Origin of the sequence: Aeromonas sp. Prich7-2 (genome assembly GCF_017939255.1) — a bacterium.
GTDB lineage: Bacteria > Pseudomonadota > Gammaproteobacteria > Enterobacterales > Aeromonadaceae > Aeromonas > Aeromonas caviae.
This window is the reverse complement of the sequence record NZ_JAGKRI010000145.1, coordinates 1-13,076: the sequence shown is the minus strand read 5'-3', so window position 1 is coordinate 13,076 and position 13,076 is coordinate 1. Positions and strand designations below refer to the sequence as shown.

Annotated in this window: 7 protein-coding genes, 3 tRNA genes and 3 pseudogenes; 6 read left to right on the top strand and 7 right to left on the bottom strand. The window is 57.3% G+C overall.

Annotated elements, in window-relative coordinates; all coding sequences use genetic code 11:
• Positions 1-147: 147 nt before the first annotated feature.
• Positions 148-324: pseudogene (locus tag J9892_RS18310) on the bottom strand (IS5/IS1182 family transposase); the annotation flags it as partial.
• Positions 325-654: 330 nt separating this feature from the next.
• Between J9892_RS18310 and J9892_RS18305 the strand changes: the two are divergent.
• From J9892_RS18305 to J9892_RS18285, 5 genes are all read left to right on the top strand, one after another.
• Complete coding sequence (locus tag J9892_RS18305) at positions 655-1,935, top strand: MFS transporter (RefSeq protein ID WP_034524273.1); 1,281 nt, start codon at positions 655-657, stop codon at positions 1,933-1,935.
• Between the two features lie 54 nt (positions 1,936-1,989).
• Entirely contained in the window at positions 1,990-5,052 is a 3,063-nt protein-coding gene (locus J9892_RS18300; protein ID WP_082030016.1) for a beta-galactosidase, read from the top strand.
• Between the two features lie 437 nt (positions 5,053-5,489).
• Positions 5,490-5,921, top strand: a complete 432-nt coding sequence (locus tag J9892_RS18295; RefSeq protein ID WP_021140579.1) for a hypothetical protein — start codon at positions 5,490-5,492, stop codon at positions 5,919-5,921.
• Between the two features lie 312 nt (positions 5,922-6,233).
• Positions 6,234-6,818, top strand: coding sequence for a class I SAM-dependent methyltransferase (locus J9892_RS18290; protein WP_005330546.1), 585 nt, complete (start codon positions 6,234-6,236; stop codon positions 6,816-6,818).
• The gene (locus tag J9892_RS18285; protein WP_202605884.1) at positions 6,815-9,385 is read left to right on the top strand and encodes a DEAD/DEAH box helicase family protein; all 2,571 of its coding nucleotides are present in this window, start codon (positions 6,815-6,817) and stop codon (positions 9,383-9,385) included. Before J9892_RS18290 ends, J9892_RS18285 begins: the two co-directional genes overlap by 4 nt.
• A 123-nt stretch (positions 9,386-9,508) precedes the next feature.
• Here J9892_RS18285 and J9892_RS18280 read toward each other — a convergent pair whose 3' ends face one another.
• The 4 genes from J9892_RS18280 to J9892_RS18265 form a co-directional block, all read right to left on the bottom strand.
• Positions 9,509-10,726, bottom strand: coding sequence for a J domain-containing protein (locus J9892_RS18280; RefSeq protein WP_041211539.1), 1,218 nt, complete (start codon positions 10,724-10,726; stop codon positions 9,509-9,511).
• A gap of 160 nt (positions 10,727-10,886) precedes the next feature.
• Positions 10,887-10,962, bottom strand: a tRNA-His gene (locus J9892_RS18275).
• Between the two features lie 124 nt (positions 10,963-11,086).
• Positions 11,087-11,163, bottom strand: a tRNA-Arg gene (locus J9892_RS18270).
• 36 nt (positions 11,164-11,199) lie between these two features.
• Positions 11,200-11,276, bottom strand: a tRNA-Pro gene (locus tag J9892_RS18265).
• Between the two features lie 203 nt (positions 11,277-11,479).
• On the opposite strand from J9892_RS18265, the gene folD reads away from it, so the two are divergent.
• On the top strand, positions 11,480-12,337 hold the full coding sequence (folD, locus tag J9892_RS18260; protein ID WP_010674955.1) for a bifunctional methylenetetrahydrofolate dehydrogenase/methenyltetrahydrofolate cyclohydrolase FolD: 858 nt from the start codon (positions 11,480-11,482) through the stop codon (positions 12,335-12,337).
• Between the two features lie 85 nt (positions 12,338-12,422).
• Here folD and J9892_RS18255 read toward each other — a convergent pair.
• Both J9892_RS18255 and J9892_RS24740 read right to left on the bottom strand, forming a co-directional pair.
• Positions 12,423-12,926, bottom strand: a pseudogene (locus J9892_RS18255) (PLP-dependent transferase); the annotation flags it as partial.
• Positions 12,927-12,951: 25 nt separating this feature from the next.
• Positions 12,952-13,076: pseudogene (locus J9892_RS24740) on the bottom strand (IS630 family transposase); the annotation flags it as partial.

Sequence of the window (13,076 nt, the reverse complement as noted above, 5' to 3'; positions counted from 1 at the left end):
CCGACATATTGATGGGCGGCAGCAGCTTCTTGAGCAAAGCAGCCTTGCGCTCACTTGAATAACGAGCCATTCGACACTCTTTATCCGCCCCCGGTCTTCACATTTAGATTATTCAGATTAGGCGACAACTATTCTGACACCGGGGGTGGTTTCCAGCGGATAAGGTCGCCGGCCATTACCAGCCTTGGGGTAAAACGGCTCGATGACTTCCACCATGTTTTGCCATGGCAGAATCTGCTCCATGCGGGACAAGAAAATCTCTTTTCTGGTCTGACGGCGCTTACTGCTGAATTCACTGTCGGCGAAGGTAAGTTGATGACTCATGATGAACCCTGTTCCATGGCTCCAGATGACAAACATGATCTCATATCAGGGACTTGTTCGCACCTTCCCTAGTCAATGCTTACGTTAATGAGTTTACCTTGTGGTAGCGCTTTCTCGATCTTTTATGAAAAAAGTAGATTTTTATTAGTTTTATGTGATCTGGGTCACTTATTTGTTGTTCTTGTCACTGTCGCAGTGTAACCGATTGCATAAATTGTATCTCTCGTCACAGTACGCTGCATCATTAGTACGTACTCTTGCTGTCATGGGAGGGGATCTTGATGGTTCGCTCAAATGGTCGGCTTGTTATGTGAAATGGGTGGATACTTGATGAGCATTGAAAAACTGTTCGGATTGAACAAAAACTTGGTAATGTTTGGCGCCATATTCTTCCTTTACTTCTTTATAATGGGAGCTTACTTTCCTTTTTTTCCAATTTGGTTACATGATGTAAATGGCATCAGCAAGGCTGAAACTGGAATTGTCTTCGGCACAATTTCTTTATTTGCACTTCTATTTCAGCCTGTGTTTGGGCTGGTTTCTGACAAGCTAGGGCTGAAAAAGCATTTGCTCTGGATAATCATCGGATTACTGGTCTTCTTCGCGCCCTTCTTTCTTTATGTATTGGCACCATTGCTGAAATTGAACATCTATCTCGGTTCTATCGTAGGGGGCATGTACATAGGTTTTGTATTTGCAGGCGGGGCTCCAGCCATCGAGGCTTATGTTGAGAAGGTGAGTCGCTCCAGTCAGTTCGAGTTTGGCCGTGCAAGGATGTTTGGCGCAATAGGCTGGGCTCTCTGTGCCTCTATCGTAGGCATCATGTTTACCATTAACAATGAGTTCGTGTTCTGGATGGGGTCTGCTTTTGCTGTTGTAATGGCGGTTCTATTTTATTTTATAAACCCTGGTCGTGGAAGCACCAGTGAGGTGTTAGATAGTATTGGCGCCAATCAGAAAGGGTTTAGCATAAAACTGGCAATGAGGTTGCTGAAACAAGCAAAATTCTGGTTTTTCACCCTCTATGTAATCGGTGTAGCATGTACGTATGACGTATTTGATCAACAATTTGCAAACTTTTTTACCGCATTCTTTGATACAAAAGAAGAAGGTACTCGTTACTTTGGTTATGTCACCACTATGGGGGAGTTACTGAACGCCAGCATCATGTTTTTTGCCCCACTGATTGTGAATCGAATTGGCGGAAAAAATGCCCTGCTAATCGCTGGGACCATCATGTCTATTCGAATCATCGGCTCATCATTCGCCGAGACAGTTAGCCATGTCATTTTGCTGAAAACCCTGCATATGTTGGAAGTTCCATTCCTGTTAGTCGGCACATTCAAGTACATCACTAGTGAATTTGATGTTCGCTTTAGTGCGACTATCTGGTTGATTGGCTATCAGTTCTTCAAGCAGCTAGCAACCATGTTTATGTCTGTGTGGGCTGGCTCTATGTATGAGGTGATGGGCTTTCGTGAAACCTACTTGGTATTGGGCATTATTGCCGCAACTTTCACCTTTATTTCTATTTTTACCCTCTCAGGAATGGGGCCACTTGGGCTGTTAAAGGGTAGAACGATGGTTTCAAAAAAAGCCGCCAGTTACTAACCGAATGTTTTGTAATCAGAGATTTGAAAAAGGTTATAAAAGATGAATAACAGTATGACGTTACAACAAATCATTTATCGTGCCGATTGGCAAACACAGGCTGTGACCAGTGTAAATCGTTTACCCGCCCATACCCCCATGTTCAGCTGGCGCAGCGAAACCGATGCCAGGGGTGATCTGGCCTCTTCCTCCCGTCTCTTGCTCGATGGCGAGTGGCGCTTCTCCTTCTTTGCCGCTCCCGAATTGGTGCCCGAGAGCTGGCTGGCGCAGGATCTGGTGGATGCTTGCCCCATTACAGTGCCGGGCAACTGGCAGCTGGATGCCGCCTATCCAGCTGCGCGGCCGCTCACCGATGGCCCCATCTACACCAATATCAAGTACCCCTTTCCCTGCGATCCGCCCCGAGTGCCAGCAGAGAATCCTACTGGCTGCTACTCCCGCGAGTTCGAACTGCCCGCCGACTGGCTGGCAAGCGGACAGAGCCGGATCATCTTCGACGGGGTGAGCAGTGCCTTCCACCTCTTCTGCAACGGCCGCTGGGTCGGTTACTCCCAGGACAGCCGCCTGCCCGCCGAATTCGATCTGACCCCATATCTGCAGAGCGGTCGCAACCGGTTGGCGGTGCTGGTACTACGTTGGTCTGATGGCTCCTATCTGGAAGATCAGGATATGTGGTGGCTGTCGGGGATCTTCCGCTCCGTCAGCCTGCTGCACAAACCGTCCCGCCATCTGATGGATATGCGGGTGACCCCCGAGCTGGATGCCTGCTATCGGGATGGCCGTCTCAAGATTGCCCTGCAGGTCGCCAATGGGGCTGGCCTCTCGGTAGAGGCCAATCTCTATGACGGTAGCGAGCGGGTCGCGACCCTGCTCCAGCTGATCGGCACCCAAGCCATTGATGAGAAAGGGGCTTACGACGATCGCGCCGAGCTGTGGCTCGACGTGGCTGCGCCGCGCAAGTGGAGCGCCGAGACGCCCCATCTCTATCGCTTCACCCTGACCCTGCTGGACGAGCAGGGCCAAGCTATCGAGAGTGAGGCATGTGATGTGGGCTTTCGGGTGGTGGAGATCCGTGGCGGCCTGCTGCGGGTCAACGGTCAGCCGCTGCTTATTCGCGGTGCCAACCGTCACGAGCATCACCCTGCCAAGGGTTATGCCATTGATCGCGCCACCATGGAGCGGGATCTGCTGCTGATGAAGCGGCACAACTTCAATGCGGTGCGCTGTTCCCACTATCCCAACCACCCCGACTTCTATCGCCTCTGCGATCGGCTCGGTCTCTATGTGGTGGACGAGGCGAATCTGGAGACCCACGGCATGACCCCCATGGGGCGGCTGGCGCGGGATCCTGCCTGGAGCAATGCCTTTCTGGAGCGGGCCACCCGCATGGTGGCACGGGATTTCAACCACCCCTCCATCATCATCTGGTCGCTCGGCAACGAGTCGGGTTACGGCCCGGCCCACGATGCCATGTATGGCTGGATCAAGCGCAGCGACCCGAGCCGTCCGGTGCAGTACGAGGGGGGCGGGGCCGATACCCCGGCCACCGACATCATCTGCCCCATGTATGCCAGAACCCATCAGGATCAGCCCTTCCCGGCGGTGACCAAGTGGGCGCTGGCCAAGTGGATCGGTCTGCCCGACGAGCACCGGCCACTAATCCTCTGTGAATATGCCCACGCCATGGGGAACAGTCTGGGGGGCTACGCCCACTACTGGCAGGCGTTTCGCGATCATCCACGTCTGCAAGGCGGGTTTGTCTGGGATTGGGTCGATCAGGGGCTCGACAAATACACCGCCGATGGTCGCCACTACTGGGGTTATGGCGGCGATTTTGGTGATGTGCAAAACGATCGTCAGTTCTGCTGCAACGGTCTGCTGTTCCCTGATCGCACCCCCCATCCCGCTTTGTGCGAGGCGAAGCGTGCCCAGCAGCCGTTCCGCTTCACCCTGCTTGAGCACATCCCGCTGCGGGTGCGGATCGAGAGCGAATACCTGTTCCGGGAAACCGATAACGAGCGGCTTTGCTGGCAGCTGTGCGAGAACGGCCATGTGCAGCAGCAGGGGGAGATCTCCCTTGAGCTGGCACCGCAAGGGGTGGTCGAGTTGACCCTGAGCGAGACACTGCCCACCTTTGCGGCAGGCTCACAGGCCTGGCTCGATCTGGCGATCATTCAGCCACAAGCCACCTTGTGGTCGCAGGCGGATCACAAGGTCGCCCGCCAGCAGTTCACCCTGCCGACCCCTCTTTCCCTGCCAGCTCCCGCTGCTGTCGCCATCCTGACTGAGCAACCGGATGGTTGGCGGATCACTGCCGCAAACAGCCAGTGGCGGCTCGACAAGCAGAGCGGCCGTATCACCAGTTGGCAAAAATCGGGGAAGGAGCAGTTGCTGGCGCCGATCATGGATCACTTCTACCGGGCGCCGCTGGACAACGACATCGGCACCAGCGAGGCAGATCACGCTGATCCCAACTCCTGGATTGCCCGCTGGCAGGCGTGTGGCCTCGGTCAATGGCAGCACCGCTGTTTGGGGATCTCGGTCACCGGAGGGGATATCCGGGTCAGTCATGGCTACTTCCACCACGATGAGCTGCTGCTGGTGAGTCACTGGCATCACTGTTTTACCGACGATGGCGCCATGAGCCTGGAGATAGAGACTGAGCTGGCGCAGGCGTTGCCGTCGCTGCCGCGGATTGGTCTGCTGCTCCATCTGGCCGAAGTGCCGGTGCGCGCCGAATGGCTGGGGCGCGGTCCTCACGAGAACTATCCGGATCGCCTGCTGGGAGCCGATCTGGGGCACTGGAGCTTGCCGCTGGAGGCCATGCACACCCCTTACATCTTCCCGAGCGACAACGGTTTGCGCTGCGATACCCGTCAGCTGCAGCTGGGCAGCACGACAGTGAACGGCAGCTTCCATTTCAGTGCCAGCCGCTTCAGTCAGCAACAGCTGGCCGCCGCTCGTCACCAGAGCGATCTGGTGGCCGAAGAGGGGCTGTGGGTATGTCTCGATGGCGCCCACATGGGGGTGGGTGGCGATGACTCCTGGAGTCAGAGCGTGCGTCCCGAGTATCAGTTGCTGGGGCGCAGTTACCGCTGGGGTTGCACCCTTTACTAAGTGAAGTCTGCAAGACTATGATGATGAAGCGCCGGGTGATACCCGGCGCTTCTATTTTTATGAAATGTCATAAACACACCTCCTACACTAAATAGCTGTTCCGAATAGTAGATCACTGCACTCGTACAGCCTCGACAAGAGGCATTGAGCACACATCGAGGTCTGAGTCTTGCCACGTCAGGCTTTGCCACCTGATGGTAGAGATGCTTTACACCACAAGGCTTTCGGCAAAATGTAGCACTATTAGGGGCGCTGTTTCCCAAATCAACCATCAAGCCACAACCCCGCCGATAAACGCCGGCTCGGTGATCAGACACCCCGCATCTGCTCCAAAATGCGACATGTGTATGTAACCAGTATCGGCATGGGTATTGAGGCGGCATATACTGGACCCGCTTGAAGAGAGTCCCAGTCAGCCCCAACCAAGGAGCATGTTTATGTCACCTTCGTTACCCCCGCTCGGCGTGTTAGCTGGTGCCCTGTTACTGCTGGTGGTCCAGAGTGCCGGGGCCGCCGACTGTACCTATCGCAAAGACAGCCTCGGTAATACCCGCTACCAGTGTGATGATGGCAATAGCGGCACCCTGCGCAAGGACAGTCTCGGCAACGTCAGGGATTCGCAAAGCGGCACCACCTGGCGCAAAGACTCTCTCGGCAATGTGCGCAGCAGCGAAGGCACCACTTACCGCAAAGATAGTCTAGGCAATGTACGGGTCAGCAATCCCAGCACCGGCGAGACCGTCACCTGGCGTAAAGATAGCCTCGGCAACCTGCGGTCCTCCAATGGCACAACTTGTCGCACCAACTCCTTGGGGCAAGTTAGATGTGATGGGCAGAGCACACCGCCAGCAGTGTTGGGCGCAAAGTGAACCCAGACTGTGGTTCTGATCTATTAGACCGCCATGATGAATCGCTGACGCAGCGTACATCTTGGCCAAATAGTAGAAATGATCGATTTGGTGATCTGGCTTCATAGAGCTACCGTGCTCTCAGGCTTAGAATAACACTCTTTTTGATAGCATGAACTGAGCGCCGTTAGGGTCAATAGAACATTTATGAATAGCGAAGAAGGTGCCAGTTGGCCTTCCCGTACTGCGGATTGTCTGAAATGGCACTGACTCGATTTTTTTACCCCTAACTCTCTGTTAATCTGAGCGTTTTCTGCTAGGTGCCTGCTTACTATGTCTATCGATTACTACAACCAACACGCCGATAGCTTCGTCGAAGGCACGCTGTCGGTCGATATGCAGCCGCTTTACCAGCGCTTCCTGCCTCTGCTCGCTCCCGGCGCTCATATCGTCGATGCGGGCTGCGGCTCTGGTCGGGACAGTCTCTACTTCCGAGAGCAGGGCTTTCAGGTCACTGCGTTCGATGCCAGCGCGGAGCTGGCCCTGCGCGCCGAGCGCCTGCTTGGTCAGCCGGTGCAACTGTGCCGTTTCGATCAGTTCGTGGCTCCCGCGCCGGTCGATGCCATCTGGGCCTGTGCCAGTCTGCTGCATGTTCCCCGTGCCGAATTGGATGCCGTAATGGTCCATCTGTGCCAGCAACTCGCCGACGGTGGTCTGCTCTATTGCTCGTTCAAATATGGGGTAGACGAGACCGAGCGCGATGGCCGAGCCTTCACCCAGTTGGATGAGGCGGGGCTGCAAGCCCTGATAACGCCGTTGCCGCTGAGCGAGGTCGAGATCTGGCAGACTGCGGATCGACGCCCCGGCCGCGAGCAGGAGTGTTGGCTTAACGCCATCGTGCGCAAGGTCGGGTCATGAGTGCACCCGTGCTCATCAGCGGGGGAGAGGCGGGGGATCCGGAGTTCAACGATCCCCTGTTGCCACATCTGCTGGACGCCATCGCCCGTTGTGGCGAGGGTAGCCGCATTGAGTTGTGTGTCTCCTTTATTCGCCAAAGCGGGCTGGTGTTGTTGCGCGGTGCCCTGCACGAGGCGCTGGCGCGAGGAGCACGGCTTCGGGTGATCACCTCGGACTATCTGGAGGTGACCCAGCCGGTGGCGCTGCGCGAGTTGCTCAAATTTGATCCCGCTCGCTCTTGCGCGCTGATCTACCAGAGTCAGGGCAATCGCGGTTTTCACCTCAAGTCCTATCTGTTTGTCCAGCACGCAGCCCAGTACCTAGGCCAGCAAGTTGGCCAGGAAGGGTCGCCAGCGGTGCTCGGTGGTCAGGCGTTTCTCGGCTCCAGCAATATCTCTGCCGCCGCCCTTACCGAGTCGCTGGAGTGGAACTGGTCGCTCAGGGCTGAGCCGAGCGGCCCCAGCGAGCCGCATCACAGCCTGCGTCAGCTCGCGGCTCAAATCGATCGGCTGGCGCAAGACGCGCGGGTCGTGCCCCTTACCCACGACTGGATCGATGGCTACCTCGCTCGCTATCGGCAGAGCGCGCTGCGGGAGTTGCGGGTGCTCACTGGGGATCATCGCAGCAGCGCTGAGCAGCTGCGTGAAGCCCCCATCCCCAACAGCGTGCAGCAAGAGGCGCTGATGGCGCTGCAAGCCGCGCGGGCACAGGGGCATAAACGGGGTGTGGTGGTCATGGCGACCGGCCTTGGCAAGACTTGGCTCGCGGCTTTTGATGTGCGCCAGATGCAGGCGGCCCGCCTGCTGTTTGTTGCCCATCGGGAGGAGATCCTGACCCAAGCGCGCCAGACCTTCTTGCACATGGTGCCGCGGGCAAATTCGGGCCTCTATCATGGTCAGCAGCAGGATGAGGCCGACTGGCTGTTTGCCTCCATCCAGACCCTGGGCAAGAGTCAGCATCTGCTGCGCTTTGCACCGGATCACTTCGATTACGTGGTGGTCGATGAGTTTCATCATGCCGCCTCACCCTCCTACCGGCGCTTGCTAAACCACTTCAAGCCCCGCTTCCTGCTCGGGCTGACCGCGACCCCTGACCGCACCGATCAGGCCGATATTCTGGCGCTGTGCGACAACAATCTCGTCTTTGAACGGGGGCTGGCCCTCGCCATCGAGCAGAAGATGCTGGTGCCGCTCACCTATCACGGCATTTTGGATGACACCGTCGACTATGCCGCGCTGCCTTGGCGCAACGGTCAGTTTGACCCCCATGCGCTGGAGAGTGCCTTCGCCAGTCAGAAGCGGGCTCAGCACGCCCTTAGCCAGTGGCGACGTTTACGCCAGCAGCGCACGCTGGCCTTCTGCATCTCGACCCGTCATGCCGATTTTATGGCCAGCGTCTTCCAGCAAGCCGGTGTGCGGGCGATAGCCGTCTATGCGGGCTCCCGCCAGGGGCGACAAGCCGCCCTGGAGCAACTGGCCGCCGCCGAGCTTGATATCATCTTCTCGGTAGATTTGTTCAACGAAGGCACCGACTTGCCCGCCATCGATACCGTGCTGATGCTGCGCCCCACCGAGTCGCGCATCGTGTTCCTGCAACAGTTGGGGCGGGGCTTGCGCCTCTATCAAGGCAAAGAACGCCTGGTGGTGATCGATCTGGTGGGCAATCACAAGGCGTGTCTCTACAAGCCCCAGCTGCTGCAAACGCAATTGACCCGCCCACCAACGCACGCAAACAGGGCGATGCCGCTGGCGGCAGGTTGTTTTATCAATCTGGATCCCAAGCTGCTTCCGCTGCTGGCGCTGTTAAAAAAGCAGCAGAAACCGACTCTGATTGAGACCTATCAGACCCTCAAAGAGCACCTCGGCTATCGCCCCACCGCGCGGCAAACCTGGGCAGTCCGGCTGGGTGAGCAACTGCGTTTCGATACCCAAAAACAGGGGGGCTGGTTTGAGCTGCTCGCCCAAGCGGGCGATCTGGGGGAGGAGGAGCTGCGCGTGCTGAACCGGCACGGCGACTTTCTGCGTTCGGGGGTGGAGCACACCGCGCTCACCAAGAGTTTCAAGTTGATCCTGCTATTGGCGCTGCTCGAACTCGACGGCCTGCGTGAGCCACCCACCTTGGCGGCGCTGGCCAGCCACTCCCGTTACCTGTTTGAGCGGCATCCCGAGCTGGCCCGCCTCGATCTACCGGTCAAGCAGCAAGCCCTGAGCGCCGACAGCCCGGCTTGGCTCAGTTACTGGAAGAGCAATCCGATCAAGTTCAGCAGTGGCGGCAATCCAGGCGCCAAGGGGGAGTACTGGTTCGAGGTAAGGGAGGATCGCTTCTGCCCACGCTTCGCGGTGAGTGAGGAGGATATCGATCCTCTGCATCGCATGGTGCAAGAGCTGCTGGACTTGCGTCTGGCCCAATATCAGCAGCGCAAAATCGCATCGGCAGCCGCCATTTCCCCTGAGCCCTTCACAACTATCCACGATGAGGAACAGGCGCTGGCGCCTGATGCCAAAGCGCGTCAGGTGACCCTGATTTAAGGCTGGCTATCCGATAGCACGATCAGTGTAAAAACAAGCAGTGTAAAAACCAGCAGCGTGAAAGCAATCAAGGCGCCAGTGGCGCCTTGATTGTTTGGGGAGATGGTCGGTCAGCGCTGGCCGTTACCGAAACAGCCATTCCATATCGTCCTCTTCCTCACGCCACCTTATTTGCTGCTGATCCCAGCGGGCCGCCAGATAGGGTTTGAGGGTCTGCAGGGTGGTGATCTCGGCCAGCTGGGCAGTCAGGTGGTCGATATCACGCAGCAAATAGTCCCGATGTTCGGCAAAGGCCTGCTCGGTCTTTTTCTTGGATGATTGCTTGAATTTGTGCAGCACCGCGCCCATTAGCCCGTCTTGCCCGCCGTAGTAGCTGACTTCGAGCTCGCGTAGCTGGCGTTTCAGCATCGGGTTGAGGTAAGCGAGGTTCTCGTCACTGAGCAGGTTATCGAACTCGGGTAGGTGAGCGTGGGCCAGCTGTAACAGGGTGAACATCTCTTTGTTTTCCCAAGCCTGACTGAGTTGGCCCATGATGCGGGTCTTTTCCGCCTGCATGGCGGGGTCGGGTTCCCGATCCGGGTGCAGCGCCAGGGCGAGCTTGCGATAGAGCTGCTTGAGGCTGGATTTGCTGAACAGCTGTTCGATGCGCATCTCTTCCTCTTGCTCACGACGGGTGCGCGTGTGGGCAAAAGCATCTTGCTGCTCAGCGCCGAAGGGGGACTCATCGGCAAACAACTCATCATCATCGAAGAGGGCATCCTCTTCCTCACCAGCGGTGTCACTCCCGTTGGCCATTTTCTGCTTCGCCGCGTTTATCAGGTACTCGTGCAACAGAGCGGGGTTTTTGACCATATCGCGCAAGGTGTCGATGTCTTCGGGGCAGTGACCACAAGTTTCCATCAGCATATGGGTAAGTTCATCACACTGATAGTCGAGCTGTTCGTCATCCATGTGCAGGGCGGTATTGGTTTGGATTTGGTGATAGAGGGGGGCCAAATCCATCTCGCCACGAAACGGATTGGACTCGAGATAGTTGATGAGATCGTGGATCCAGTGGTGCAAGGTCTCCCGTTGCCACTGGGTAAAGCTCTTGCGAGCCGTAAAGTCGGTCAGTCGCTTGGTGAGGGCAAAGATGAGCTCGCATTGTTGACGCTCAAGGGGTTCGATGTCGCTGGTGAAGCGCTGATAGATATCGCGGCCGTTGAGGGTTTGCTTGTCGATTTTTGCCTGTAGCTTTTCGAGCGCTTGCCAGTTGCGGTGGAAGAGATCGAGGGCGGGGTTACCCGTCGTGGGGGAGGGCTGGCGAGCGGGCTGCTTGCGAGCTGGATTACGAAGAGACATAGGCCGCCTCCATAGGCGTTATTTTGTTCGCTAAAACAAAAAAACTGGCGCGGGGCCGGTTTATCGCCGCGCATAAATAGCGCGAAGTCTGCCTTGCAGATGAGTTGCTGGCCATATTAAAGCCTTTCTTACGCAACAGATAGCAACAACAGAGAAATAATGGGGTGGCTGATGGGGCTCGAACCCACGACAACCGGAATCACAATCCGGGACTCTACCAACTGAGCTACAACCACCACTGAAATCATCGCCATTTTGTGTCTGCCAAGGCCTGGCCAAGGTCATCCTGAGATAATCTGCCGAATGGACGATAAGTCACACTCTTCATCAATAACTCAATGATTTAAAACACATTTTAAATGGCGCGCCCTGCAGGATTCGAACCTGCGACCCACGGCTTAGAAGGCCGTTGCTCTATCCGACTGAGCTAAGGGCGCGTTGTATCAAGAAATCCGGGGATTTCCCGATGAACCTGGTCGGTGATAAAGGATTCGAACCTTTGACCCTCTGGTCCCAAACCAGATGCGCTACCGGGCTGCGCTAATCACCGAAAATTCGCCATCCAGCATACCTTCGGCGGCACCACTGGGCAACGGTCGGGCATCATACCCAAGCGCCAAAGTCAGCGTCAACGACTTTTTCCGCCAGTAAATTCAAGTGCCTACTTATTGCCCTCCCTGCGAGAGCCGCTAACACCCGCGCCAAAAAAATGCGACAATGCGCCGCAGTTGAACACATGGTGAGTGAAGAACGATGTCTGCCAAAATCATTGATGGAAAACAGGTTGCGCAAACGATTCGCAATCAGGTCGCCGCGCAAGTCCAGCAGCGGTTGGCGCAGGGGAAACGGGCACCGGGTCTGGCGGTGATCCTGGTGGGGCTGGATCCGGCCTCCCAAGTCTATGTGGGCAGCAAACGTCGCGCTTGTGAAGAGGTGGGATTTGTCTCCCGCTCCTATGACCTCAGCGCCACGGCGACACAAGCAGAGCTGCTGTCCCTGATCGACCAGCTCAACGAGGATCCGGAAGTGGACGGCATCCTGGTGCAGTTGCCCTTGCCGGCCCACTGCGATACCACCCAGGTACTGGAGCGCATTCGTCCCGACAAGGACGTTGATGGCTTCCATCCCTACAACGTGGGTCGTCTGGCCCAGCGCATCCCGGCGCTGCGACCCTGCACCCCCAAGGGGATCATGACCCTGATCGAGACCACAGGCGTCAAGACCCATGGTCTGCATGCGGTGGTGGTCGGGGCTTCCAACATCGTGGGGCGTCCCATGACGCTGGAGCTGCTGCTGGCCGGTTGCACCACCACCACCTGTCACCGCTTCACCCAGGATCTGGAGACCCAGGTGCGCCGGGCCGACTTGCTGGTCGTGGCGGTGGGCAAGCCCAACTTCATTCCGGGGGAGTGGGTCAAACCCGGTGCCCTGGTGATCGACGTGGGCATCAACCGCCTTGCGGACGGCTCCCTGGTGGGAGATGTGGAGTATGAGACCGCGCGTAATCACGCCGCCTTCATCACGCCGGTACCGGGGGGCGTGGGCCCCATGACGGTCGCCAGCCTGATGGAGAACACCCTGAGCGCCTGCCAGGATTACCACGACGCCTGATGAGGGCGCCGGGCAGAAATAAAGAAAGGGAAGGCATTGCCTTCCCTTTTTTTATTGCGTCATTCACCCGGATCGCCACAGGATATCAGAGGAGGGCCAGGGCGGCGGCCAGATCGGCAATCAGATCGTCGGCGTCTTCCACCCCGATGCTGAAGCGGATGAGATCGTCATTGACCCCGGCGGCGAGGCGGCTCGCCTCGTCCATGGCGGCGTGGGTGGTGCTGGCCGGATGGCAGGCCAGGCTCTCGAGATCGCCCAGACTCACCGCCTGCACGAAGAGTTGCAGGTTGTCGAGCAGGGTGGCGCAGCGCCCAAACCCGCCTTCCAGCTCGATGCTCACCATGCCGCCAAAGCCGCTGGCGAAGGCGCCGAGGGCATCGTGGCCCGGATGGCTGGCAAGGCCCGGGTAGATCACCTTCTTCACCGCCGGGTGGGCATCCAGGAACTCGGCCACCTTCTGGGCGTTGTGCAGGTGGGCATCCATGCGCAGGGGAAGGGTCTTGACCCCCCGTTGCAGCAGGTAGGCTTCCTGCGGGCCGATGGGAGAGCCGATGTGCTTGAGGGCCACGGTGCGAATCGACTTCATCAGCTCATGATACCAATCGGATTAAACATTAGGTCAGTTTTATCCAATCTCGGCTACAAAGTGACATCACCCGCTCCACATCGGCAATAAAGTGCTTCCAGGCCGATGTGCAGGCATCAAGGATGTCGTCGTAATCCTTGAAGCTGCGATTAG

Bases quoted from the DNA above. Each gene is read 5' to 3' on its own strand.
- J9892_RS18305 (WP_034524273.1), top strand. From the start codon at position 655: ATGAGCATTGAAAAACTGTTCGGATTGAACAAAAACTTGGTAATGTTT.
- J9892_RS18285 (WP_202605884.1), top strand. From the start codon at position 6,815: ATGAGTGCACCCGTGCTCATCAGCGGGGGAGAGGCGGGGGATCCGGAG.
- J9892_RS18280 (WP_041211539.1), bottom strand. From the start codon at position 10,726: ATGTCTCTTCGTAATCCAGCTCGCAAGCAGCCCGCTCGCCAGCCCTCC.
- J9892_RS18295 (WP_021140579.1), top strand. From the start codon at position 5,490: ATGTCACCTTCGTTACCCCCGCTCGGCGTGTTAGCTGGTGCCCTGTTA.
- folD (WP_010674955.1), top strand. From the start codon at position 11,480: ATGTCTGCCAAAATCATTGATGGAAAACAGGTTGCGCAAACGATTCGC.
- J9892_RS18300 (WP_082030016.1), top strand. From the start codon at position 1,990: ATGACGTTACAACAAATCATTTATCGTGCCGATTGGCAAACACAGGCT.
- J9892_RS18290 (WP_005330546.1), top strand. From the start codon at position 6,234: ATGTCTATCGATTACTACAACCAACACGCCGATAGCTTCGTCGAAGGC.